Below are 23,038 nucleotides of genomic sequence, written 5' to 3' on the forward strand. Positions count from 1 at the left end.
GCCGCGCACCGGGTCGGTCCGGTCCGTGCCGGCGCAATAGGGTGACGTGCATGAGCGAGTTGCTGCGGTCACCGCTGTACGAGCGGCACGTCGAGCTGGGCGCCAAGCTCGCCGATTTCGGTGGCTGGGAGATGCCGATCGAGTACCCGGCCAGCGGTGGGGGAGTGCTGAAGGAGCACGCCGCGGTGCGCGACGCGGTCGGCGTCTTCGACGTCTCGCACCTGGGCAAGGCCACGGTGCGCGGTTCCGGTGCGGCGCGGTTCGTGAACGCCTGCCTGTCCAACGACCTGGGGCGGATCGAACCGGGCAAGGCGCAGTACACGCTCTGCTGTGACGAGTCCGGCGGCGTCGTCGACGACCTCATCGCGTACCTGGTCAGCGACGACGAGGTGTTCCTGGTGCCGAACGCGGCGAACACCGCCGAGGTGGTGCGCCGGCTGGCCGCGGCGGCGCCGGCCGGGATCGAGGTGCCCGGCCAGCACCGCGACTTCGGCGTGCTGGCCGTGCAGGGACCGCGCTCGTCCGAGGTGCTCGCCGCACTCGGACTGCCGAGCGATCAGGACTACATGGCGTACGCCGACGCGACGTTCGACGGCACGCCGGTGCGCATCTGCCGTACCGGCTACACCGGCGAGCACGGGTACGAGCTGATCCCGTCCTGGGACGCAAGCGTGCGGCTGTGGGACGCGCTCGTGCAGGTGGTGCGTTCGCTCGGCGGCATGCCGGCCGGGCTCGGCGCCCGCGACACGCTGCGCACCGAGATGGGGTACCCGCTGCACGGTCAGGACCTGTCGCTGTCCATCTCGCCGCTGCAGGCGCGGGCAGGCTGGGCGGTGGGCTGGAAGAAGGACGCGTTCTGGGGGCGCGACGCCCTGCTCGCGGAGAAGGCGGCGGGGCCGGCGCGCGTGCTGTGGGGGATCGAGGCGCTCGACCGCGGAATCCCACGCTCACACATGACTGTTCTCGACGCGTCGGGTTCGGCGATCGGTGAGGTGACCTCGGGGACGTTCTCGCCGACGCTGAAGAAGGGCATCGGGCTGGCGCTGCTCGCCCCCACCGTCGCTGAGGGCGATGAACTGTCGGTCGACGTGCGCGGGCGTAGCGCGGCGGTGCGCGTCGTCAAGCCGCCGTTCGTGCCCTCGCACGTGCGCTGAGCCGACCGATCGCGTCAGGTCGGCCGCAGTGCGCGCGGCAGGTACGCGGCTCCCGCCCCCGCGGTCGCGGCGATGTCGGCGGGGTTGGAGATGGCGCACCGTTTGAGCGACAGGCAGCCGCAGCCGATGCACGAGTCCAGTCCGTCGCGTAGCTTCTCCAGCGCCGTGATCTGGTCGTCCAGCCGGCGGCGCCACGAACGGGACAGCCTGGTCCAGTCGGCCCTCGTCGGCGTGCGCCCGGCGGGCAGGGCGGCGAGCGCGCCGGCCACCTCGTCCAGGCTGAGGCCGACGTTGCGTGCTGCGCGGATGAACGCGAGCCGGCGAAGCACGCTACGCGCATAGCGCCGTTGTCCGCCGCTGGTGCGGCTCGCCGAGATCAAGCCTTCGCGTTCGTAGAAGCGCAGGGCAGACGCGGCGAACCCGCTGCGCGCGGCGACCTCACTGACGGTCAGCAGATCCGTCGTAGAAATCGCCATCAGATTCTCCTTGACTTGAAGTTGACTTCAACTATAACGATGGCGGTTCGAACCGGAACCGTCTAGGAGAACCGATGTCCACTGCACTGATCACCGGCGCGTCCCAGGGCCTGGGCCTGGCCCTCACAACAGCATTCGCCGAGCGCGGCTGGAACCTGGTGGTCGACGCCAGGGACGAGACCCGGCTGCGCGAGGCCGCCCGGACGCTGCCCACCGTGGTCGCGATCGTCGGCGACGTGACCGATCCGGGGCATCGCGAGGCGCTGGCGGCCGCGGCCGAGGTGTTCGGCCCGCTCGACCTGCTCGTGAACAACGCCAGCGAACTCGGGCCCAGCCCGCTGCCCGAGCTGGCGCGGTACCCGCTCGACGCGCTGCGCACGGTGTACGAGACCAACGTCGTCGCACCGCTGGCGCTCACCCAACTGCTGCTGCCTGCACTGCGGGCCGCGGGCGGGACCGTCGTGAACATCAGCTCGGACGCCGCGGTCGAGCCGTACCCGGGCTGGGGCGGCTACGGCCCCAGCAAGGCCGCTCTGGACCACGTGTCGGCGATCCTGGCCGCCGAAGAACCCGAACTGCGGGTCTTCGCGTTCGACCCGGGTGACATGCGCACCGCGATGCACCAGCGCGCCTTTCCTGGCGAGGACATCAGCGACCGGCCGGCGGCGAGCACCGTCGTCCCGGCCGTCCTGCGGCTGTTCGACGAGCGGCCGGCGAGCGGTCGGTACCGCGCGGTGGACCTGCTCGCCGCCGAGGTGGCGCGGTGACGGCGCTTCAGTTCGAGCTGCCGCCGGAGCTGGCGGCGGCGCATCCGCGGGCAGATCGCGACCGGAGCCGCCTGCTGGTCGCCCGCCCGTCCGGCATCGAGCACGCCGTCTTCGCCGAACTGGAGGCGTTCCTGCACCCGGGCGACCTGCTCGTCGTGAACACGTCGGCAACCCTGGCGGCGGCGCTCGACGGCCGCCGAGCGGACGGCCGGGCGCTCACGGTGCACTTCGCGACGGCGTTGGACGACGGACGGTGGATTGTCGAACTGCGGCCGGCGGCGGACGCGACCGGACCGCTACCCGACATCGCGGCAGGTGAGCGGGTGCGACTACCGGACGGCGTCACGCTGACCGTGCTCGAGCCGGCGGCCCCGGCGCCGGGCGTGACCCGGCTGTGGCTCGCCGAGGTCGGGGTCGAGGGCGGTGTCGAGCACTACCTCGCCAGGCACGGCCGGCCGATCCGCTACGGCTACCTGGATGGGGACGTGCCGCTCGCGAACTACCAGACCGTGTTCGCGCGCGATCCCGGCAGCGCCGAGATGCCGAGTGCCGGCCGACCGTTCACCGCGGAACTGGTTGCCGGGCTGGTCGCCGCGGGGATCGCGCTGGCGCCGATCACGCTGCACACCGGCGTCTCCTCGCAGGAGGCCGGCGAGCCGCCGATGCCCGAACGCTTCACCGTCCCGGCCGCCACGGCACGCCTGGTGAACTCGACGCGCGCCGCTGGCGGCCGGGTCGTCGCGGTCGGCACGACGGTGACCCGCGCGCTGGAGTCGGCAGCCGACCGCAGCGGCCGGGTACGCCCGGCCGCGGGCTGGACCGAGCTCGTCCTGGGCCCGAACCGCCCGGCCCGGGTCGTGGGTGGCCTGATCACCGGCTGGCACGCGCCGGGCGCCTCGCACCTGCAGCTGTTGCAGGCGGTGGCCGGCACGCCGCTGGTCGCCGCCGCGTACGAGGCGGCGCTGCGCGAGCGTTACCTGTGGCACGAGTTCGGCGACAGCTGCCTGCTGCTGCCGTGAGCGGTCAGCCGGGCGCGCCGCCGAGCGCGGCCAGGAACTGCCCGTGCAGCAGGCCGTTGGACGCGGCCGCGTTGCCCTGGTGCACGCCGTCGACGCCGTCCAGACCGGTGAACCGCCCGCCCGCCTCGGTGACGATCGGGTAGAGCGCCCCCATGTCCCACAGCGACAGTTCGGGTTCGGCGGCCAGGTCGACGGCCCCCTCGGCGACGAGCAGGTACGACCAGAAGTCGCCGTAGGCGCGGGTGCGCCACACCCGGTCGGTCAGTGCGAGGAACTGCTCGCGCCGGCCTCGGGCGGCCCAGCCGGCGAGCGAGGAGTAGGACAGGCTGGCGTCGGCGAGGTCGCCGACCGCGGAGACGGCGAGGCGCCGCGGATCGCCGCCGAGGGCACGCAGCCAGGCGCCGCCCCCGCGGTGCGCCCACCAGCGGCGTCCGAGTGCGGGCGCCGACGCGACGCCGACGACCGGCACGCCGTCATCGAGCAGGGCGATCAGGGTCGCCCAGACCGGTACGTTGCGCACGAAGTTCTTGGTGCCGTCGATCGGGTCGAGCACCCACTGCCGTCCGGTGCGCGCCTCCTCGCCACCGAACTCCTCGCCGAGCACGGCGTCGCCCGGCAGCGCGGTGGCAAGGTGTGCCCGCACGGCCTGCTCGACGGCGCGATCGGCGTCGCTGACCGGCGTCAGGTCCGGCTTGGCCTCGACCACCAGGTCGGACGCCCCGAAGCGGGCGGTGGTGATCGCGTCGGCGAGATCGGCCAGTTCGAGCGCGATCGCGAGGTCAGCGGCATGGTCCGTCGAGGCAGGCACGGCTGGCAGGTTACCGTCGAGCCGTGCTGCCGCCGACATCTCCGGACGAACGGGAGACCGCGAAGGTGCTGCGCGCGTACCTGCGCGACGGCGTGCTGACGACGATGCCGCGGCGCGGGCGGGCCGGCGCGTCTGCGCGCAGCGACATAGCGCCGTTCCACGTGATGCGGGTGATCGACGCGGTGGTCGCGCGCCGGGCGGCGGGGCTGCCGGTGATCGACCTGTCGGCCGGCCAGCCGTCGACCCAGGCTCCGAGCACGGTGCGTAAAGCCGCTCACGAGGCGCTCGACCGCGACAAGATCGGCTACACGAACTCCCTCGGCATCCCGCCGCTGCGCGCGGCGATCGCGGCGCACTACGAGCGGACGTACGGCGTCGCGGTCGACCCGGCCGCGGTCGCGGTAACGACCGGCTCGTCCGGCGGCTTCCTGTACGCGTTCCTCGCCGCGTTCGAAGCCGGCGACACCGTGGTCATGGCGCGCCCCGGCTACCCGGCCTACCGAAACATGCTTGCCGCGCTGGGCGTTCGCGTGATGGAGCTGCCGTGCGGCGCGCCGACCCGGTTCCAGCCGACGCTCGCGCAGCTGGAGGCGCTGCCCGAGCCGCCCGCCGGACTGGTCGTGGCCAGCCCGGCGAACCCGACCGGGACGATGATCGCGCCGGACGAACTGGCCGCCCTCGCCGCATGGTGCGAGCGGCACGGCACCAGGCTGGTCAGCGACGAGATCTATCACGGCATCACCTTCGGCGAACGGGCCGACACGGCGTGGCGCAGCAGCCGCAGCCCGCTCGTCGTCAACTCGTTCAGCAAGTACTTCTGCATGACCGGCTGGCGGATCGGCTGGCTGCTCGTGCCCGAGGAGTTGCGCGACGCCGTCGACCGGCTGGCCGGCAACTTCGCGATCTGCCCGCCGGCGCTGTCGCAACTCGCCGCCGTCGCCGCGTTCGACGGCTACGAGGAGCTCGACGCGAACGTGGCCCGCTACGCCGCGAACCGCGAACTGATGCTGCAGGCGCTGCCGGCGATCGGCCTGGACCGGCTGGCCCCCGCCGACGGGGCGTTCTACATCTACGCCGATGTGTCGCGGTGGACGGACGACTCGCTGGCCTGGGGCAGGCGTGTGCTGGACGAGTGCGGCGTCGCGGTCGCGCCCGGTGTCGACTTCGATCCGGTCGACGGCGGCAGCTTCATCCGGATGTGCTTCGCCGGCGACGGCGCCGACATCGCGCGCGCCCTTGAGCTGTTCGGCGCCTGGCTCGCCCGCCAGCGCGAGGTCTGACTTCAGCGGGGCGGGCCGTCGGACTCCTCGCGCTCGAGCACCTCGACCGAGTCGCCCACGCTGATCGACCCGCCGGGGGTGTCCGGGATCAGGTTCATCGCGAACCAGGACGAGCCGTCCCACCTGCGGTGCCTCGCGAGCGTGGCGAGCGGCTCCTTGCCGCGTTCGGCGGTGTCCGGATCGGTGATCGTCATGATGCACCGGTCACAGCCCTTGACGACGCGGAACACCGCGTCGCCGATCCGCAGGCGGCGCCAGTGGTCCTCGTCCCAGGCGGGCGCGCCACGCACGACCAGGCTGGGCCGGAACCGCCGCATCGGCAGCGGCCCCTCCTGCGGGTGGCGCCCGCCGGCGATCAGTTCGTTCAGCGCGGCCAGCGAGTCCTCGCTCGCGAGCAGCAGCGGGTAGCCGTCGGCGAACGAGACCCGATCGTCCGATCTGCCGAAGCGCGGGTTGACGGCGCGCCGTGTCGGGTCGTCCAGGTAGACCAGCCGTGCGGGCGCGCCGAGAACCTTGCTCACCCAGGCGTCGGCGGCGGCCCCCGCCGGGGCGGCCTGCAGACTGCTCGACCACACCTGCACGTCGGCCAGCGTCGAGCCGTCCGGAACCGCGACCTCGATCGGGTCGAGGTCCGGGTGGTTCAGCCGCAGCCCGCCGTCGACGAGTTCGGGCACGACCAGCAGCATGCGCGGCACGTCGCGGGCGGTGACGACCATGCCGTCCTCATCGACGACCATCCAGCGACGGTCACCGCGCAGCCCCCACGGTTCGACCAGCGCCGACTGCAGCGCTTCGCCGCGGAAGGACTTCACCGGGTACCGGTGCAGGCCGGTCAGCGTCAGCGTCACCCGGACAGGCTAATCGGCGGAGCGACTGACGAGCAGCCTGCGAAACGCGGCCAATCGCTCGGCCGTGGCCTGCCCGGCAGCGACCCAGCCATCGAGTCTGCAGCCGGCGTCGGCGCTCAGGTGCTCGCACCCCGGCGGGCAGGAGTTCGCACCGTCCTCCAGGTCGGGAAAGGCCCAGAGCAGGTCGTCCGCCGTGACGTGCGCGAGCCCGAACGAGCGCACGCCCGGGGTGTCGATCGCCCAGCCGCCGTCCGGAAGGCGCAGTGCGATGGCCGACGATGACGTGTGCCGGCCCTTGCCGATCGCGCTCACGATGCCCGTCGCCCGGGCGGCCTCCGGGATCAGCGCGTTGATCAACGTCGACTTGCCGACGCCGGAATGGCCGACGAGCACGGACATCTGATCACGCAACCGCGCATGCAGCTCGTCGAGGGGGCCACCGCGACGGATGACGATCGCCGGGACGGACAGCGTCTCGTAGCGAGCCAGCGTGTCGTCGGGCGGCGCCAGGTCGGCCTTGGTCAGGCAGAGCACCGGTTCCATCCCGGCGGTGAGCGCGGCGACGATGCATCGGTCGATCAGCCCGTAGCTGGGCTCGGGGTCGGCGAGCGCGGCGACGATCACCAGCTGGTCGGCGTTCGCGACGATCACGCGCTCGAACGGGTCGTTGTCGTCGGCCGTGCGCCGCAGCACGGTGCTGCGTTCGGCGAGCCGCACGATGCGGGCCAGGGTGTCGGTGGCGCCGGTCAGGTCGCCCACCACGCTCACCCGATCGCCCACGGCGATCCCCTTGCGGCCGAGTTCGCGGGCCCGCATCGCGGTCACCTCGATGTCGTCCACGAGCACGGTGTACCGGCCGCGGTCGACGGTCACCACCATGCCGTCTGCGGCGTTCTCGTGCGCGGGACGCTGCTTCGAACGCGGGCGCGTCCCGCGCGGGTTGGCCCGCACGCGCACGTCGTCCTCGTCGAACCGGCTGACGTCGCGGTTACGGGCCATGAAGCTCAGGCGTCCAGCATCCGCAGCCACCGGCCGGCGAAGTCGGGAAGCGTCTTGCCGGTGCACGCGATGTCGTCGACGAGGACGCCGTCGACGGCCAGCCCGAGCAGCGCACCGGCGGTCGCCATCCGGTGGTCGGCGTAGGACTGCCAACGGCCGCCGTGCAGCGCGGCGGGCCGGATCGTCAGCCCGTCGTCGGTCTGGGTGACGTCGCCGCCGAGCCGAGTGAGTTCGGTGGCCAGCGCGGCGAGCCGGTCGGTCTCGTGTCCACGCAGGTGCGCGATGCCGGACAGGCGCGACTCGCCGTCGGACAGCGCGCACAGCGCGGCGAGCACCGGGGTGAGCTCGCCGACGTCGTGCAGGTCGGCGACCAGCGGTCCGATCCGGCCGGTGCCGCGGACGGTGAGGGCCTCGGACGTGAGCCAGACCTCGGCACCCATCAGCGCGACCAGCCCGCGCAACGCGTCGCCCGCCTGGGTCGTCGCGGCCGGCCAGCGCGGAATGCGCACCTCGCCGGCGGTGACCAGCGCCGCGGCGAGGAACGGTGCGGCGTTCGACAGGTCGGGTTCGACCACGCTGTCGACTGCGCAGATCGTGCCGGGCGCGACCAGCCAGCGGTTGTGCACCGCGTCATCGACCTCGACGCCGGCCCGGCGCAGCACCGCGACGGTCATCTCGATGTGCGGCTGCGACGGCACCGGCTTGCCGACGTGGCGCAGCTCGACGCCCTTGTCGAACCGCGCGCCCGCAAGCAACAGTGCCGAGACGAACTGCGACGACGCGGACGCGTCCAGTTCGACGACCCCGCCGGGCACCGATCCGGTGCCGCGCACCGTGAACGGCAGGCGGCCGGTGCCGCCGTCGTCGACCACGACGCCGGCCAGCCGCAGCGCATCGAGCAGCGCGTGCATCGGCCGGCTGCGCGCGTACTCGTCCCCGTCGAAGACGGTGTCACCGTGCGCCAACGCGGCGACCGGCGGGACGAAGCGCATCACCGTGCCGGCGAGGCCGGTGTCGACCGTCGCGCCGTGAAGGCGCTGCGGCGCGACGACCCAGTCGGCGCCGGAGTCTTCGACCGAGACGCCGAGCGCCCGCAGCGCACCGGCCATCAGGTCGGTGTCGCGGGCGCGCAGCGGTGCGGTGATGCGGCTGGGGGCGTCGGCCAGCGCCGCGAGCACGAGCAACCGGTTGGTCAGGGACTTCGAACCGGGAACCTCGACGGTGGCATGCACCGCTCGGTCCGCTCGCGGCGCCGGCCAATCAGTCACTCAGCAGATTCTGCCAGCTCCGGCTCGGTAGCCCCGCCGTTCGCGATCTGGATGCGCTCGGCCGTCGCGCCGCTGTAGGCGCCGCGGATCCGGACGCTCAGCACGCCGGCGTCGTAGCTGGCGCTGATCGCGTCGGCGGTGACGTGGGCGGGCAGCGCGAAGCTGCGCCGGAACGAGCCGTATCGCAGCTCTCGCAAGGTGGTGCCCGACTGCGTTTCGGTCTTCTCCTGGCGGCGCTCACCGTGCACGACCAGCCGGCCGCGGTCCAGCTCGACGCTGACGTCGTTGGTGACGTCCAGGCCGGGGAGCTCGAGCTTGACGACGGCGTCGTCGCCGTCGCGGGTCAGTTCGCTGGCCGGCACGAACGCGCGCGGGCGTTCGAGCGGGGCGAGCGAGGTGCGGACCAGGGCGTCGAACTCGGCGAACGGGTTGCGCTCGGTCCAAGGGTTGCGTTGCGTCCACAGGGACAAGGTGCTCATCTGTTCCTCCAGCGGTCACGGTGACCGGCCGTCTCGACCGGTTCACTCCATGGAACTTGAGTCGCCTTCGCTCAATTCCGCTGCGTCGTTCGCCGTCGGCGAACCGGGTCCTGCTCCGCGCGTCCTGACCTGCGGCAGACTGATCGGCATGTGCGGCAGGTACGTCTCGGTGCGCTCGGACGGCGACATCGTGGCCGAGTTCGACGCGGTCGACGCCACCGACGCCGAGGACGTCGAGCCGGACTGGAACGTGGCGCCGACCAAGCCGGTGCGGGCGATCGTCAACCGGCCGCTGCGCGACGCCGACGGGAACCCGGCGAAGGCACCCACCCGCCAGTTGCGCGTGCTGTCCTGGGGGCTGGTGCCGTCCTGGGCGAAGGACCGCACGATCGGTGGCCGGATGTTCAACGCCCGGGTCGAGAGCGTGGCCGACAAGCCCGCGTTCCGCACCGCATACGCGAAACGGCGCTGCCTGGTGCCGGCCGACGGCTGGTACGAGTGGCAGACCGTGGACGGCCCGGACGAGCCGATCAAGCAGCCGCTGTTCATGACGCCCGAGGACGGGCACCTGATCGCCTTCGCCGGGCTCTACGAGTTCTGGCGCGGCGCCGGCCCGACGCTGACCACCTGCACGATCATCACCACGCCGTCGGCCGGCGCGCTCGCCGAGGTGCACGACCGCATGCCGCTCGTGCTGCCCCGCAGCGGATGGGCGCGGTGGCTGGACCCCGAGGTTGCCGACCCGCACGACCTGCTGCAGCCGTGGGACGAGGCGGCCGGTGAGCACCTGGAGCTGCGACCGGTGTCCCGGGCCGTGAACAAGGTCGACAACAACGGGCCGGCCCTGATCGAGCGTGCCGAGCCCGTGCCCGAAGCGCAGACGCTGTTCTGAGATGCGCATCGACCTCGCAACGGCGGCCGGGACCGCCTGGGCCGACCTGGAGCGCCCACGCGGCGCGAGCGCGCTGCTCGTCCTGACCCATGGCGCCGGTGGGGGAGTGCAGACCGCCGACCTGCTCGCGATCCGCGACGTGTGCACCGCCGAGGGCATCGCCGTCGCGCTGCTCACCCAGCCGTACCGGGTCGCCGGGCGGCGTACCCCGCCGAAACCCGGGCCGCAGGACGCGGCATGGCTGGAGGCGATCACCGCGCTGGGCCGCCGGCGCGGGCTGGCCGCCCTGCCGCTCGTCCTGGGCGGCCGCTCGAACGGCGCCCGGGTGGCCTGCCGGACCGCGAGAGCGAGCGGCGCGGTCGCGGTGGTCGCACTCGCCTTCCCGCTCCACCCGCCTGGCAAGCCCGAGAACTCGCGCCTGGGCGAGCTCGAGGCCACCGGTGTCCCCACCCGCGTCGTCCAGGGCGACCGCGACCCGTTCGGAATGCCTCCGCCCGGTGCCGGCCGTGACGTCGTGGTCATCGCCGGTGCCGACCACTCGCTCAAGCGCGACACCGTCACCACGGCGGCCGCGGTACTCGACTTCGTCCGCGCGACATTGCCTGACCGCGGCCGGCAAACCCGGGTAGCCGGGCGGGCGGACCGTCAGCCGGGCCCGGTCAGCGCGCCGCGATCGGAGCCAGCCGCCCCCCGGTGAGCCGGACCAGGTCCGCGGGCGCCAGTTCGACCTGCAGCCCGCGCCTGCCTGCGGACACGAACACGGTCGGGTACTGCGCTGCCGAGGAGTCGATGACGACGGCGATCGGCGATTTCTGCCCGAGCGGGGAGATCCCGCCGACCACGTAGCCGGTTGCGCGTGCGGCCGCCGCCGGATCGGCGAGCTCGCAGCGTTTGCCACCGGCGACTGCGGCCAGCGCCTTCACGTCCAGCCGTCCGGCCACCGGCACCACGCCGCACACGAGCGTTCCGTCGACGCTGGCGATCAACGTCTTGAACAGGCGTTCGGCGGGCACCCCGAGCGCGGCGGCCGCCTCCTCGCCGTACGCCTCGGCGCGCGGGTCGTGCCGGTACGGGTGCAGGGTGAAGGCGACCTTTGCCTTGCTCAGCAGGGCCGTCGCCGGGGTGCCGGACGCCACCGGCGCGAGGATACCCGGAATGCGTCCGGCGTCCGGCGGGTTTGTAACCACGAGCCGCGCGTATCGGCGGCCGTCGACGAGGAGCTCGCCAGGCATGATGTGTCAGCTGCAGGAACGTCCGGATGCCCGATCGCCCCGTGAGGCCACCGCGGCGTCCGGGGTCAAGCGCGCGATCGTGCCGCTGTGGCCAGGCGCGCTACGCTCCGAGGACGAGGTCGGCGAGCGAGGGAGTGCAGTGGCTGAGGAGACGGTCGAGCAGCGGCGCGCCCGGTTCGAACGCGACGCCTTGCCGTTCGTGGACCAGCTCTACGCGGCCGCGATGCGGATGACGAGGAACCCGGCCGACGCCGAGGACCTCGTCCAAGAGACGTTCGTCAAGGCATTCGCCGCGTTCCACCAGTTCACCGAGGGCACCAACCTCAAGGCGTGGCTGTACCGGATCCTGACCAACACCTTCATCAACATCTACCGCAAGAAGCAGCGTCAGCCGCTGGAGTCCAACAGCGAGAACGTCGAGGACTGGCAGCTCGCCCGGGCCGAGTCGCACATGTCGACCGGGTTGCGCTCGGCCGAGATGGAGGCCTTGGACGGGCTGCCCGACTCGGACGTCAAGGAGGCGCTGCAGGCGCTGCCCGAGGACTTCCGGCTCGCGGTCTACCTCGCCGACGTCGAGGGGTTCGCGTACAAGGAGATCGCCGAGATCATGGGCACGCCCATCGGCACGGTCATGTCCCGGCTGCACCGCGGCCGCAAGCAACTGCACAGCCTGCTCGCCGACTATGCGCGCGAGCGAGGGCTCATCAGCGCGAGCGTCGGAGGCGAATGAGATGTCCGGCTTCGGCTTCGGTCCCGGCAACATCGACTGTGACGACGTCCTCAAGGACCTCTACCTGTACTTGGACGACGAGTCCGACGACACGCTGCGCAACCGGATCCGTCAGCACCTGGAGGGCTGCGCGCCCTGCCTGAAGCAGTACGGCCTGGAGCAGGACGTCCGCGCGCTGGTGACCAGGTGCTGCGGCGGTGACCACGCGCCGGCCAGCCTGCACGAGCGGATCCGGGTCCGCATCACCGAGATGACCATCGAGTTCGGTGGCCGGGAGTTCCGCGCCGACTGAAACGCGGCTCAGGCCGGCTCGGGGTGCCCTTCGGCGGCTGCGAGCGTGACGGCGGCCTCCTCGGCAACCGCCGGCGAAGCAGCGTCGGAGTGGTAGTCCTGCTTCGCGGTCGCGTCGGTCCCGGCCGGCACGCGCAGCATGCGGAACAGCGCGGTCAGCACGATCGACACCACCAGGTTGATCACGATCGCCGAGACCGCGATGTAGACCTTGGTGTCGGTGAACGGGAACGGAGCCAGCGACGACGCGAAGTGCTCGACCTTCGGCGTGCTCTGCCGGTAGGCCGCGATCGTGCCGTAGACCATCGCGGCGGCCCAGCCGAGCAGCAGCGCCCAGCGGTGGAACCAGCGGGTGTAGAGGCCCGCGACGATGCCCAGGAACGTCTGCATGATCCAGACGCCGCCGAGCAGTTGGAAGTTCAGCGCGTTCTGCTTGTCGAGGAACAGCACGAACGCGAGCGCGCCGAACTTCACCACGAGCGAGGCGAGCTTGGACACCCGCGCCTCCTCGCGCGGGGTCGCGTGCGGACGGATGAAGTCGCGGTAGATGTTGCGGGTGAACAGGTTGGCCGCGGCGATGGACATGATCGCCGCCGGAACCAGCGCTCCGATGCCGATGGCGGACAGCGCGACCCCGGCGAACCAGTCCGGGAACACCTGCGCGAAGAAGTGCGGCGCGGCCAGCTGTGCGTTCGGCTTGCCGTCCTGACCGATGATCGAAGTGTGCTTGTAGATCGCGGCGAAGCCCAACAGCGCAAGGAAGCCGAGCATCAGCGAGTAGAGCGGGAGCAGCGCCGCGTTGCGCCGGATCACGCGGCGGTTCTTCGCGGCCAGCACGCCGGTCACCGAGTGCGGGTACATGAACAGGGCCATCGCCGAGCCGAACGCGAGCGTGGTGTACGCCCAGTAGGTCTGGCCGTTCGGGATGAACACGCCCGGCGGCTTGCCGGTCTTCGGGTCCGCGGTCGTGAACTTCTTCTGCGCGGTGTCGAACATGTTGCCGAAGCCGATCTTCCAGGCGACGTAGACGATCGCCACGATGATCACCACGTAGATCAGGGTGTCCTTGACGAACGCGATGAGCGCCGGCGCCCGCAGTCCTGAGGAGTACGTGTACGCGGCCAGCACCGCGAACGCGATGATCAGCGGCAGATCCTTCTCCAGCGTGCTGCCCGACCCGCCGAGCCCCATCGTGTCCAGCACCGCCTGGATGCCGACCAACTGCAAGGCGATGTACGGCATCGTGGCGAGGATGCCGGTGACCGCCACGGCCAGCGAGAGCAGCCGGCTGTCGTAGCGGCCGCGGACGAAGTCGGCAGGGGTGACGAACCCGTTGCGGTGCGAGACGGACCACAGCCGCGGCATGAAGATGAAGATCATCGGATAGACGACGATCGTGTACGGCACCGCGAAGAAGCCGCTCACCGAACCGAGCGCGTACATCGCGGCGGGCACGGCCACGAACGTGTAGGCCGTGTAGAGGTCCCCGCCGAGCAGGAACCACGTGATGACCGTGCCGAAGCGGCGCCCGCCCAGGCCCCACTCGTCCAGGCTGTGCATCGAGTCCGGACGCTTCCAGCGCGCGGCCACGAAGCCGCCGGCCGTGACCACGACGAAGAAGAACAGCACCACGGCGACCTGCACGCCGTTGACACCCGTCCCGGTGCCCGCGAGCAGGGCGCTCATCGGCGGCCGCCACGTTCGATCAGCAGGTAGGCACCGAACGTGCACGCGCCGGCGATGAGCACCCAGAGCAGCTGGTACCAGAAGAAGAACGGGAAGCCCCACAGGCGCGGCTTCTCCTTGGCGTACGTCCAGACGAGCAGCGGCACGACGATCCCGGCCGCGAGCAGAACGCCGGCGATCAGCTTGTTGGCCAGCGGGACCTCAGGACGCCCCGATTCGTTCGTCACCCTTTGCCTCCAGTTCGCAGCATTGCCGACGACTACGGCGGGTAAAGCGGGATATGTCTAGTGCGTGAACTTAGACCCGACCCGGATCCGTGCCAAGCACCTGCCGTTCGCGCGTCTGCGCGGCATGGCAGGGTAGACGTGTGTCGGCGCTCTCCGAACTGCTCGCGGCGCGCTCGAAGCTGTCCGACGAGCAGGTGGCGCATCTGCAGCGGCTGGTCGGGGAGTGGCAACTGCTGTCCGATCTCGCCTTCGCCGACCTGCTGCTCTGGGTGCCGATCTCGATCGCCGACGGTGAGGCCGGCAGCGTCCCCGGCTTCCTGTGTGTCGCGCAGTGCCGACCCACGACGGGCCCGACCGCGTACCAGCACGACCAGGTCGGCGCCCGGCTGCACGGCGAGCGGTCGGTGCCGTTACGCACCGCGTACACCGAGGGCCGCATCTTCCGCGAGGTCGAACCGGACTGGAGCGGTGACCTGCCGATCCGCCGCGAGGCGATCCCGATCCGCCACGCGGGCGAGGTCATCGCGGTGCTCGGCAAGGACGCGAACCTGGCCAGCGTCCGCACGCCGAGCCAGCTCGAGCTCGTCTACCTGCAGACCGCCGCAGACCTGGCGGCGATGGTTGCCGAGGGCACCTTTCCGGCCGCCGACTCCGGGATCGAGGAGGGCTCGGGCCCACGCGTCGGCGACGGCGTCATGCGCCTGGAGCCGGACGGCACGATCATCTACGCGAGCCCCAACGCGCTGTCCGCGTTCACCCGTCTCGGCGTCACCGGCGCCGTGCTCAGCGAGCCGATCGACACGCTGACCAGCTCGGTCGCCGACGACCCGTTCGACGCGAGCGACCTCGCCGACGCGGTTGCCGCCGCGATCGATGGCGGCCACCCGGCCGCCATCGAGGTGGAAGGCGGCGGCGCGACGATCTTGTTCCGGGCCATCCCGCTGCGGCCGCGTGGCGAGATGCTGGGCGCGCTGGTGCTGATGCAGGACGTCACCGAACTGCGCCGCCGCGACCGCCAGATCATGAGCAAGGATGCGACGATCCGCGAGATCCACCATCGGGTCAAGAACAACCTGCAGACGGTCGCGGCCCTGCTCCGGCTGCAGTCCAGGCGGGTCAGCGTGCCCGAGGCGCGGGTCGCGCTCGAGGAGTCGATGCGCCGGGTCGCGTCGATCGCGCTGGTGCACGAGACGCTGTCCTCGTCGATCGACGAGGAGGTCGACTTCGACGAGATCGTCGACCGGCTGCTGGTGATGCTCTCGGATGTGATGGGGTCGTCCGGACGCGTCACCCTCGCCCGGCAGGGGAGCTTCGGTGACATCCCGGCCGAGATCGCCACCGCCCTCGTCCTGGTGCTGACCGAGCTGGTCCAGAACGCTCTCGAGCACGCCTTCCCGCAAGGCCGGTCGGGGCGCGTGGACCTGACCGCCGTTCGCCGTCGCGGCGAGCTGGTGGTCCGGGTGATCGACGACGGGGTGGGGCTACCCGCGGACTTCGACGCCGAGTCGGCCGAGCGGCTGGGGATGCAGATCGTGCGCACCCTGGTGTCGGCGGAGCTGAACGGGACGGTGGCCTTCGAGCCCGGCGCGCAGGCCGGCGCGTCCGCCGGGACCGTCGCGACGCTGACCATGCCGCTCGGTCGGCGCCCGCGGGTGGGTGGTTAAACGACTCTGCCGAGCGGCTCGCGCTCGGCAGATCGGATTCGACCGGTATGGCCCGGCCAGGCCGGTCGAGTCAGGCCAGTCGAGCTCGGGCTCGGGCGTTCCGGCGCTTCAGTGCGCGCCGTTCGTCCTCGGACAGACCGCCCCAGACGCCCGCGTCCTGTCCGCTCTCCAGTGCCCATGCGAGGCACTCCTGGATAACAGGGCAGCGCCGGCAGACTGACTTGGCCTGCTCGATCTGGAGCAACGCGGGCCCGGTGTTCCCGATCGGGAAGAACAGCTCAGGGTCCTCGTCACGGCAGATCGCGCGGTGACGCCAATCCATTTCTGCTACCTCTCCTCACTGTGCGGCGGCCGAGGTTGCCTGGTGGGTCCCCGTACCGCGCTTGTGAATCCTTTCACGAGCGCCCGCCCGATTCAAGACTCTCCGCTGGCACTGCAACCGACGTCACCCGGACCCTTGGCCGGATCCGGTTCACTTCGCCAGCGTGGCCTACTCTGCCGGGGGACGGCAAGTGGGACCTTCGCGACGTTACAAGCAATCATTCCCAGCGTCGAGCCCTGAATCACCAGAAACCGGTCAAATGACGACGTGGATCGCGCCGGGCTCGGAGCTGAACTGCAGCTTGTCGCGGGCGCCGATGAACTCGCCGTCCACCTGTACCGGCATCGGATCGTCCGCGGTCACGGTCAGCGACGGCAGGTCGTGCTCGACCCAGGCGCCGCGGCGACCGATGCGCGGCGTGTCGCCGGACAGCCTGGCCATGCTGAACAGCACGCCCGCCGTACTCATCCGGCGCCGGGCGTAGAGGGCCAGGCCGGAGTCGAAGTCGGCGTCCGGAGTGGGACGCAGCGGCCGGTTGCCGACGAACGTCCAGGGGTCGGTGTTCGCCACGATCGCGAAGTGCACCGGCTCGAGCACGCTGCCGTCGGCCAGTTCGACGTGCAGCTTGGGATGACGGCGGTCGGTGCCGAAGAAGGCGCGAACGCCGACCTTCGCGTACAGCAGGTGCGTGCTCTTGCGCCCCTTGCGGCGCTGCGCTTCGACCGCCTCGACGATCGCGCCGTCCAGGCCGATGCCGGCTGCGAAGACGAACCAGCGGTCATCGACCCGGCCCATGCTCACCGGACGTCGCCTGCCGGTGCGTAGCGCCTCCAGCAGGACGCCGGTCGACTCCACCGGGTCGTTGGGCATTCCGAGCGCGCGCGCGAACACGTTGGTCGAACCGGCCGGCACGACGCCGAGCGCGGGGATCGCGTCGTGGACCCCGTCGGTGAGCAGGCCGTTGACCACCTCGTTGACCGTGCCGTCGCCGCCGAGTGCGACGACCGCGTCGGTGTGGTTGCGCATCGCCCGGCAGGCCAGCGCCGCGGCGTGGCCGCGGTTGGCCGTCTCGACGATCTCGAGCTCGGCCACGCTGCCGAGCGAATGTGCCAGCACATCGCGCGCCCGGGCCGTCGTGGCGGTCGCGCGGGGGTTGGCTACGACGAGGATGCGCACGGCGGGCACGTTACCCGCAGGTATGGTGACGGCCGTGGATCAGGACACCGAGGTGACGCCCGGGCAGGTGCGCGCGGCGGTGTGCATCGTGGCCGCCGAAGCCCTCGCGCTGCTCGTCGCGGCCGGTGTCCTGCTGACCAAGACGGTGCTCGGCCACCCGGACAGCGTGGCCAGGGCGCTGCTGGACGCCGGCTTCGCGATCTTCGGCGCCGCGCTGCTCGCCCTGGCGGCGCGCGGGCTGTGGCACCTGCGACCGGCGGCGCGGACCCCGGTGATCGTCCTGCAGTTGCTGGCCATTCCGGTGTCGTACAGCCTGGCGTTCCAGGCCGACCGGGTCGCTTACGGCGGCCCGATCCTGCTTGCCGCGCTGGCCGTGATCTACCTGCTGTTCACGCCCGCGGCACGTGAGGCGCTCGACAGGGACGTCTGATCAGCCGGAACCCTGATCAGCCGGGCGGCGCGTCCTGTTCGTCCAGCCGGCTGCGCATCCGCTTCAGACCGCGTGCCACCAGCCGCGACACCTGCATCTGCGAAACGCCGATCAGCCCGGCGATCTCGGTCTGCGTCTTGTTGGCGACGAAGCGCAGCAAGAGCACCTCACGCTCGGTCTCGGGCAGTTCGGCGATCACGTCGCGCAACAGCGCGCGCTGCTCGGCCTGCTCGAATCCCTCGTCGACCACCCCGAGCGCCGGATGATCCGGTGCGCTCTCACCCGGTGGCGTGAGGATCTCCAGCGGGACGCCCGAGTACGCGCGTGCCGCATCCAGAGCCTCGACGACGGCGTCCTCGTCGGCGTCGAGGCGCTGCGCGATCTCGGCGACGGTGGGCGGTCGCCCGAGCTCCTGGCTCAGATCGGCACGAGCGGTGTTCAGGCTCGTCTGCATCTCCTGGGCGCGGCGCGGGACGTGGATCAGCCAGCCGGTGTCGCGGAAATGCCGCTTGATCTCGCCGAGGATGGTGGGCGTGGCGTAGGTGGAGAACTCCAGCTTCCGCTCCGGGTCGAAGCGGTCGATCGCTTTGAGCAGGCCGATGGATCCCACCTGGATCAGGTCGTTGAGCGGCTCGCTGCGTCCGGCGAAGCGTTTGGCGAGGTACACGACGAGCGGCATGTGCTGATGCACCAGCTGCTCGCGCAGCTCGGCGCGCCGCGGGCTGTCCTCGGGCAGCTGAGCCAGCTCGCCCAACAGGGTCAGCGCGTCTGGGCCGTCGTCGTCCGTGTCGCCGGCCCCGGTGGTGCTGTCCGGAGGCGTCGGGCTCACGGCCGGGCTGCCTCGCGCCTCTTCGTGACCGTGATGATCAGGCGCCCGTCGAGGTGGCCGACGTCCACGCTGCTCGCCAGGGCGCCGAGGACCGTCCAGGCGAAGCCGCCGCGATCGATGTCGGCTCCGTTCGCGGCGACGACGCTGGCGTCCACCTGCAGCTCACCGGGTGCGACCACGAACAGTGCCTGCAGCGTGTCGTCGGGCGGCGCCAACTGCAGCAGCAGCGAGCACGCCTCGTCGACGGCCAGGCGCAGGTCCTCGATGTCGTCGACGGTCAGGTCGCAGCGTGCGGCGAGGCTCGCGGCGGCCAGGCGCAGCGTCGCTACGTAGGCGCCGCTCGCCGGCACCCGGATCTCGACGAGCTCGCCGTCGCGGCGGGGAGAGTCGGGGTTCACTGGTGATTCCCTTCGGCCGTCGCTGGGTTGGGCAGGTTCCAGTGGACGATGACGGGGGCGTCGTACTGGAAGCCGAGTACCGACGGCGCTGCGGTGCCGAGGGCGAGGTTGGCCCCTGCCTGGGGCGCAAGTGCGATCCACCGGGCGCCGATCACCCGGCTGATGTGCCCGTGGGCGACCAGCACGACCGGACCGTCGGCGAGTGAGGCACGGGCGCGGGCGATCACGCGATCGGCACGGGCGCTGACCAGCTCGATGCGCTCGCCGTTCGGGACGCCGTCGGTCCACAGCGTCCAGCCCGGCCGGTCCGCGCGGATCTCGGCCGAGGTCCGGCCCTCGTAGTCGCCGTAGTCCCATTCGGCCAGGTCGTCGTCGATCACAATGTCCTGGTACCCGGCCAGGCGGGCGGTATCCCGGGCACGGAGCAACGGGCTGCACAGGACGAGCGCAGGACGGACGTCGGCGAGTACTGCGCGCAGACCGCGCGCCTCGTCCTCGCCGGCCGCGGTGAGCGGCAGATCGGTGCGGCCGGTGTGCCGGCCGGAGCGACTCCACTCGGTCTCGCCGTGGCGGACGAGCCACAGCTGGACGTCGTCGGGCAGTTCGGCAGGTGCGGCGGAGGCCGGTCCCGCTTCGGGACCGGCCTCCGCCGGAGGAGCGTGCACCGCGCTCAGGCGGCCTTGGTCTCCCAGAAGATCTTGTCGATCTCGGCGATCAGGTCCAGCAACTTCTGGCCCTCCGCCGGATCGACGGCGCCCTTGCCGCCCGCGGCGCCGGCGGCCTTGGTGGCGCGGTTGAACAGGTCGTGCAGCTGCGGGTACTTCTCGAAGTGCGGCGGCTTGAAGTAGTCGGTCCACAGCACCCACAGGTGGTGCTTGACCAGTTCGGCGCGCTGCTCCTTGATGATCAGTGCGCGGGTCCGGAACACCGGGTCCTCGTTGCCCTGGTACTTCTCCATGATCGCCTTGACCGACTCGGCCTCGATCCGCGCCTGCGCGGGGTCGTACACGCCGCAGGGCAAGTCGCAGTGGGCGTACGCGGTGATCGTCCGGCGGAACAGTTGCATTTGGTGGACCTCCTGATTTCTCGCAATCGGGGTGCTCGAGACCGACCCTACTACCGGGCGATCGGGCCGAAGGAGGCAGCATTGGCAGCATGCGAGGCGCCGTGATCCCGTGGCAGCGCGTGCGGGTGAGCGGCCCGTCGATGGTGCCGACCTTGCACGACGGCGACGTCGTGCTGGTGCGGCACGGCGGCGTGGTGCGAGCCGGTGACGTCGTGCTGGCCCGGTTCCGCTCGATGCCCGAGCGGTTCGTGCTCAAGCGCGCGGTGCGCGAGGTCGACGGTGGCTGGTGGCTCGCCTCGGACAATGCGGCGGCCGGTGGCGACAGCGCGGTCCACGGCGTGGCCGACGTGCTCGCTCGGGTGGTGTTGCGCGTGGTGCCGGGGAAGTGGCCGGTCCGGGTGCGCTGACTGTGGCGCTCGCCGGTGCTTTGATGAACCGATGGAGGACGAGGATGTCCTACAGGTCGGCCCGCCGCGTAGCCGGCGGCCGGCTCTGGTTCGTGTGCTCGCAGCACTGGCCGTCGCGGGAGTGGTGGCCGGGTACTTCCTGACGCGCGGCGACCAGCACCGTGCGCCGGAGGCTGCGCCGTCAGCCAGTTCGGCATCGCCGTCCGAGGCCGTGCCGTCCGAGGCGGTGCCGACCGGCCCGCCCGCCACGCTTCCACCGTGGCCGCAGGCGGACGGAGCGTGCGGGAACACGGCGTTCCTGCCCCTGGTGACGGCAGCCCCGCTACGGGAACGAACGGGGCTGCGGCTCGTGGTGGGTGACCGGCTCAGCTCGGTCGACGTCGACGCCGGCACGGTCCGTCAGCCGCGCGGCCTGCCTGCCGGAAGCTACGCGACGGCCGTCGCGACGGCCGCGGGCCACACGTACGCGCTGCTCGTCACGTGCGGCGCCGGCTTCGGCGACCCGGCGACGGTGGTGCGCCTCGACAGCTCCGGCGTGGCGCGCACGGTGGCTCACGGCCGGTACGGCGGCCTGCTCGGTGGGGGCGCGCACGTCTGGGCGGTGGCGTGGCCGGGGGACGGCTCGACCGCCGTCCTCGACCCACTGGACGGCGGCCGTACCGTGCGGCTGCCGCACAGCTTCGCACCGGTCGCTGCGTACGGTGACCTGATCGTGGGTGAGACGCCGGACATCGCCACCGCCGGCGGGTCGACCCAGGTCGTGCAGCTGTTCGATCCGTCCACCGGCCGGACGACGCGCACGCTCGGACGGGCGTCCAGCGTCGCGACCGGCGCCGGCCTGGTGATCTGGGCGGGCGCCAACTGCGGACGGTGCCCGGTGGTGAGCTACGACCTGGCGACGCGGGCCCGCACATTGCTGCCGTTCACGGTGCCGGGCGGGTTGCAGTTGTGGTCGGCCGCGATCAGCCCGGACCGGCGGTTCGCGGCGCTGATCCGTGAGCGCAGCGAGCCGGCGCCGTTCGAGACCGAGCACCCGGGCAACCCGAACGAGATGGTGCTGCTGGATCTGCGCTCCGGTGCCGTACACCCGGTCCCGGGGTTGGTGTTGTGGACGAAGTCCTTCCCCGGCATGGCCTTCTCGCCGGACAGCCGCTGGCTGGTGGTCGCGCTGGACGAGGGATCGGCGGTGCGGGTGCTGCTGTGGCGCCCTGGCCTGGCGGCGCCGCTGGAATCGCCGACGCGGGTGCGCGGGCCGGTGGCCCTCGCGCCGTCCATTGCGTCCGTCACATAACGCGGCCATACGCATTTTCGCGCTCTCGTGCCAGACTTACGGGGCCGGGCGAACCCCGGGAGGTCCATGCAACCTGCGCCGTAACCTGGGTGGGATTCGGCTTATTCGAGCAGCGAACGGGGCGCACGGCAGTGGGGTTCGATCCGCAGAGCGAGGTCTTTCGCGTGCACGAGGGCGGCAAGCTCTCGGTGCGCAGCACGTTGCCGCTCACCGATCGCGAGTCGCTGTCACTCGCGTACACGCCCGGCGTGGCCGAGGTGTGCACGGCGATTGCTGAGGACGTGTCGCTGGCGCGCGAGTACACGTGGCGTTCGCGGTTGGTCGCTGTCGTCAGCGACGGGACGGCCGTGCTCGGGTTGGGCAACATCGGCGCGGCGGCCGCGCTTCCGGTGATGGAGGGCAAGGTAGCGCTGTTCAGCGAGTTCGCCGGGCTGAACGCGGTGCCGATAGTGCTGAACACGACCGACCCGGACGAGATCGTCGACACCGTGGCGCGGATCGCGCCGTCGTTCGGTGGCATCAACCTGGAGGACATCTCGGCGCCGCGGTGTTTCGAGATCGAGGCACGGTTGCGCGAGCGGCTGGACATCCCGGTGTTCCATGACGATCAACACGGCACCGCGATCGTCGTGCTCGCTGCGCTCCGCAACGCGGCCAGGATCACAGGGCGTTCGCTGGGGGAGTTGCGGGTGGTGGTGTCCGGGGCGGGCGCGGCGGGCGTCGCCTGCACGAAGATCCTGCTCGCAGCGGGGATCGGTGACATCGCGGTAGCGGACTCGCGCGGCATCCTGCACACCGGGCGGCACGGCCTCACCGCGGTCAAGGAGGAGCTGGTGCGGCTGACGAACCGTGCGGGTGTTTCCGGTTCGCTGACCGACGCTCTCGCCGGTGCGGATGTGTTCCTCGGGCTCAGCGCCGGCGCCGTGGACGAGGAGGCGGTCGCGACGATGGCACCGCACTCGGTGATCTTCGCGTTGGCCAATCCGAATCCGGAGGTCGACCCGGATGTCGCGCACCGGTATGCCGACGTCGTGGCGACCGGTCGCAGCGACTACCCGAATCAGATCAACAATGTGCTGGCGTTCCCGGGGGTTTTTGCCGGTGCGTTCGATGCGGGCGCGACGGCGATAACCGAGAATATGAAGCTTGCCGCGGCCGCTGCGCTGGGAGATGTCGTCGGCGACGCGCTCACGCCCGACTACATCGTGCCGACGCCGTTCGACTCGCGCGTCGCGCCCGCCGTCGCTGCCGCCGTGGCCGCACAGGCGCGTACCGACGGCGTAGCTCGGGTCTGAGCCG

At 71.6% G+C, this 23,038-nt stretch carries 28 protein-coding genes; 13 read left to right on the top strand and 15 right to left on the bottom strand.

All coding sequences use genetic code 11. The annotated features are described in order from the left end of the window. Window positions 1-50: 50 nt before the first annotated feature. Window positions 51-1,154, top strand: a complete 1,104-nt coding sequence (gcvT, locus tag M6B22_RS19065; protein WP_269443149.1) for a glycine cleavage system aminomethyltransferase GcvT — start codon at window positions 51-53, stop codon at window positions 1,152-1,154. Between the two features lie 14 nt (window positions 1,155-1,168). On the opposite strand, the gene soxR is transcribed toward gcvT, so the two are convergent. Continuing rightward, the gene (gene soxR, locus M6B22_RS19070) at window positions 1,169-1,624 is read right to left on the bottom strand and encodes a redox-sensitive transcriptional activator SoxR (RefSeq protein WP_407935739.1); all 456 of its coding nucleotides are present in this window, start codon (window positions 1,622-1,624) and stop codon (window positions 1,169-1,171) included. Between the two features lie 80 nt (window positions 1,625-1,704). On the opposite strand from soxR, the gene M6B22_RS19075 reads away from it, so the two are divergent. After that, entirely contained in the window at window positions 1,705-2,397 is a 693-nt protein-coding gene (locus tag M6B22_RS19075) for an SDR family NAD(P)-dependent oxidoreductase (RefSeq protein WP_269443151.1), read from the top strand. Beyond that, window positions 2,394-3,416 carry an S-adenosylmethionine:tRNA ribosyltransferase-isomerase gene (locus M6B22_RS19080; protein WP_269443152.1) on the top strand — a complete coding sequence of 341 codons (1,023 nt, stop codon included), beginning with the start codon at window positions 2,394-2,396 and terminating at the stop codon, window positions 3,414-3,416. Before M6B22_RS19075 ends, M6B22_RS19080 begins: the two co-directional genes overlap by 4 nt. A 4-nt stretch (window positions 3,417-3,420) precedes the next feature. Here the strand turns inward: M6B22_RS19080 and hisN are convergent, their stop codons facing one another. Next, on the bottom strand, window positions 3,421-4,224 hold the full coding sequence (gene hisN / locus M6B22_RS19085) for a histidinol-phosphatase (RefSeq protein ID WP_269443153.1): 804 nt from the start codon (window positions 4,222-4,224) through the stop codon (window positions 3,421-3,423). A 104-nt stretch (window positions 4,225-4,328) separates the two neighbouring features. Between hisN and M6B22_RS19090 the strand changes: the two genes are divergently transcribed. Beyond that, a complete protein-coding gene (locus M6B22_RS19090) occupies window positions 4,329-5,504 on the top strand; it encodes an aminotransferase class I/II-fold pyridoxal phosphate-dependent enzyme (RefSeq protein WP_407935740.1) in 1,176 nt (391 codons plus the stop codon). Window positions 5,505-5,506: 2 nt separating this feature from the next. Here the strand turns inward: M6B22_RS19090 and M6B22_RS19095 are convergent, their stop codons facing one another. From M6B22_RS19095 to M6B22_RS19110, 4 genes are read right to left on the bottom strand one after another with little or no spacing between them, the layout of a single operon-like run. Beyond that, entirely contained in the window at window positions 5,507-6,352 is an 846-nt protein-coding gene (locus M6B22_RS19095; RefSeq protein ID WP_269443155.1) for an MOSC domain-containing protein, read from the bottom strand. Between the two features lie 9 nt (window positions 6,353-6,361). After that, a complete protein-coding gene (gene rsgA, locus M6B22_RS19100) occupies window positions 6,362-7,351 on the bottom strand; it encodes a ribosome small subunit-dependent GTPase A (RefSeq protein WP_269443156.1) in 990 nt (329 codons plus the stop codon). Window positions 7,352-7,356: 5 nt separating this feature from the next. Then, window positions 7,357-8,619 (bottom strand): 3-phosphoshikimate 1-carboxyvinyltransferase, encoded by a 1,263-nt coding sequence (aroA, locus tag M6B22_RS19105; RefSeq protein ID WP_269443157.1) that lies wholly within the window; start codon window positions 8,617-8,619, stop codon window positions 7,357-7,359. Beyond that, on the bottom strand, window positions 8,616-9,098 hold the full coding sequence (locus M6B22_RS19110) for an Hsp20/alpha crystallin family protein (RefSeq protein ID WP_269443158.1): 483 nt from the start codon (window positions 9,096-9,098) through the stop codon (window positions 8,616-8,618). The genes aroA and M6B22_RS19110 overlap by 4 nt, the downstream gene beginning before the upstream one ends. 148 nt (window positions 9,099-9,246) lie before the next feature. Here M6B22_RS19110 and M6B22_RS19115 point away from each other — a divergent pair, with 148 nt between their 5' ends. Next, a complete protein-coding gene (locus M6B22_RS19115; RefSeq protein WP_269443159.1) occupies window positions 9,247-9,990 on the top strand; it encodes an SOS response-associated peptidase in 744 nt (247 codons plus the stop codon). A 1-nt stretch (window position 9,991) separates the two neighbouring features. Further along, window positions 9,992-10,687 (top strand): alpha/beta hydrolase family protein, encoded by a 696-nt coding sequence (locus M6B22_RS19120; RefSeq protein WP_269443160.1) that lies wholly within the window; start codon window positions 9,992-9,994, stop codon window positions 10,685-10,687. Here M6B22_RS19120 and ybaK read toward each other — a convergent pair. Continuing rightward, window positions 10,650-11,222, bottom strand: a complete 573-nt coding sequence (ybaK, locus tag M6B22_RS19125; RefSeq protein ID WP_269443161.1) for a Cys-tRNA(Pro) deacylase — start codon at window positions 11,220-11,222, stop codon at window positions 10,650-10,652. The genes M6B22_RS19120 and ybaK overlap by 38 nt on opposite strands. On the opposite strand from ybaK, the gene M6B22_RS19130 reads away from it, so the two are divergent. Together M6B22_RS19130 and rsrA are read left to right on the top strand one after the other, a co-directional pair. Next, window positions 11,146-11,952 carry a sigma-70 family RNA polymerase sigma factor gene (locus M6B22_RS19130; RefSeq protein WP_407935554.1) on the top strand — a complete coding sequence of 269 codons (807 nt, stop codon included), beginning with the start codon at window positions 11,146-11,148 and terminating at the stop codon, window positions 11,950-11,952. The two genes, ybaK and M6B22_RS19130, sit on opposite strands and share 77 nt — an antisense overlap. Before the next feature lies 1 nt (window position 11,953). After that, on the top strand, window positions 11,954-12,244 hold the full coding sequence (rsrA, locus tag M6B22_RS19135) for a mycothiol system anti-sigma-R factor (RefSeq protein ID WP_269443163.1): 291 nt from the start codon (window positions 11,954-11,956) through the stop codon (window positions 12,242-12,244). Window positions 12,245-12,252: 8 nt separating this feature from the next. Here rsrA and mctP read toward each other — a convergent pair whose 3' ends face one another. Together mctP and M6B22_RS19145 are read right to left on the bottom strand one after the other, a co-directional pair. Next, complete coding sequence (mctP, locus tag M6B22_RS19140; protein ID WP_269443164.1) at window positions 12,253-13,929, bottom strand: monocarboxylate uptake permease MctP; 1,677 nt, start codon at window positions 13,927-13,929, stop codon at window positions 12,253-12,255. Next, a complete protein-coding gene (locus M6B22_RS19145; RefSeq protein ID WP_269443165.1) occupies window positions 13,926-14,156 on the bottom strand; it encodes a DUF3311 domain-containing protein in 231 nt (76 codons plus the stop codon). The genes mctP and M6B22_RS19145 overlap by 4 nt, the downstream gene beginning before the upstream one ends. Window positions 14,157-14,296: 140 nt before the next feature. Here M6B22_RS19145 and M6B22_RS19150 point away from each other — a divergent pair, with 140 nt between their 5' ends. Further along, entirely contained in the window at window positions 14,297-15,820 is a 1,524-nt protein-coding gene (locus tag M6B22_RS19150) for a sensor histidine kinase (protein ID WP_269443166.1), read from the top strand. A gap of 70 nt (window positions 15,821-15,890) precedes the next feature. Here M6B22_RS19150 and M6B22_RS19155 read toward each other — a convergent pair whose 3' ends face one another. After that, on the bottom strand, window positions 15,891-16,142 hold the full coding sequence (locus tag M6B22_RS19155; protein ID WP_269443167.1) for a WhiB family transcriptional regulator: 252 nt from the start codon (window positions 16,140-16,142) through the stop codon (window positions 15,891-15,893). A 255-nt stretch (window positions 16,143-16,397) separates the two neighbouring features. Further along, window positions 16,398-17,318 carry a diacylglycerol/lipid kinase family protein gene (locus M6B22_RS19160; protein ID WP_269443168.1) on the bottom strand — a complete coding sequence of 307 codons (921 nt, stop codon included), beginning with the start codon at window positions 17,316-17,318 and terminating at the stop codon, window positions 16,398-16,400. Between the two features lie 34 nt (window positions 17,319-17,352). On the opposite strand from M6B22_RS19160, the gene M6B22_RS19165 reads away from it, so the two are divergent. Next, window positions 17,353-17,748, top strand: a complete 396-nt coding sequence (locus M6B22_RS19165) for a hypothetical protein (RefSeq protein WP_269443169.1) — start codon at window positions 17,353-17,355, stop codon at window positions 17,746-17,748. A 16-nt stretch (window positions 17,749-17,764) separates the two neighbouring features. Here M6B22_RS19165 and M6B22_RS19170 read toward each other — a convergent pair whose 3' ends face one another. The 4 genes from M6B22_RS19170 to sodN all read right to left on the bottom strand — a co-directional run bounded on the left by M6B22_RS19170 (window position 17,765) and on the right by sodN (window position 20,041). Beyond that, complete coding sequence (locus M6B22_RS19170) at window positions 17,765-18,577, bottom strand: SigB/SigF/SigG family RNA polymerase sigma factor (RefSeq protein ID WP_269443170.1); 813 nt, start codon at window positions 18,575-18,577, stop codon at window positions 17,765-17,767. Then, window positions 18,574-18,975 carry an ATP-binding protein gene (locus M6B22_RS19175; RefSeq protein WP_269443171.1) on the bottom strand — a complete coding sequence of 134 codons (402 nt, stop codon included), beginning with the start codon at window positions 18,973-18,975 and terminating at the stop codon, window positions 18,574-18,576. The genes M6B22_RS19170 and M6B22_RS19175 overlap by 4 nt, the downstream gene beginning before the upstream one ends. After that, window positions 18,972-19,577, bottom strand: a complete 606-nt coding sequence (locus tag M6B22_RS19180; RefSeq protein WP_407935741.1) for a histidine phosphatase family protein — start codon at window positions 19,575-19,577, stop codon at window positions 18,972-18,974. Before M6B22_RS19180 ends, M6B22_RS19175 begins: the two co-directional genes overlap by 4 nt. Window positions 19,578-19,645: 68 nt before the next feature. Continuing rightward, window positions 19,646-20,041: a superoxide dismutase, Ni gene (gene sodN, locus M6B22_RS19185; protein ID WP_269443173.1), complete on the bottom strand. Its 396-nt coding sequence runs from the start codon at window positions 20,039-20,041 to the stop codon at window positions 19,646-19,648. Between the two features lie 89 nt (window positions 20,042-20,130). Between sodN and M6B22_RS19190 the strand changes: the two genes are divergently transcribed. The 3 genes from M6B22_RS19190 to M6B22_RS19200 all read left to right on the top strand — a co-directional run bounded on the left by M6B22_RS19190 (window position 20,131) and on the right by M6B22_RS19200 (window position 23,034). Next, on the top strand, window positions 20,131-20,448 hold the full coding sequence (locus M6B22_RS19190) for a S24 family peptidase (protein ID WP_269443174.1): 318 nt from the start codon (window positions 20,131-20,133) through the stop codon (window positions 20,446-20,448). Window positions 20,449-20,479: 31 nt separating this feature from the next. Further along, window positions 20,480-21,739 carry a WD40 repeat domain-containing protein gene (locus tag M6B22_RS19195; protein WP_269443175.1) on the top strand — a complete coding sequence of 420 codons (1,260 nt, stop codon included), beginning with the start codon at window positions 20,480-20,482 and terminating at the stop codon, window positions 21,737-21,739. A 131-nt stretch (window positions 21,740-21,870) separates the two neighbouring features. Continuing rightward, on the top strand, window positions 21,871-23,034 hold the full coding sequence (locus tag M6B22_RS19200; protein ID WP_269443176.1) for an NAD(P)-dependent malic enzyme: 1,164 nt from the start codon (window positions 21,871-21,873) through the stop codon (window positions 23,032-23,034). The last annotated feature ends 4 nt before the right edge of the window (window positions 23,035-23,038 follow it).

It is taken from the genome of Jatrophihabitans cynanchi (assembly GCF_027247405.1).
GTDB classification, from domain to species: domain Bacteria; phylum Actinomycetota; class Actinomycetes; order Mycobacteriales; family Jatrophihabitantaceae; genus Jatrophihabitans_B; species Jatrophihabitans_B cynanchi.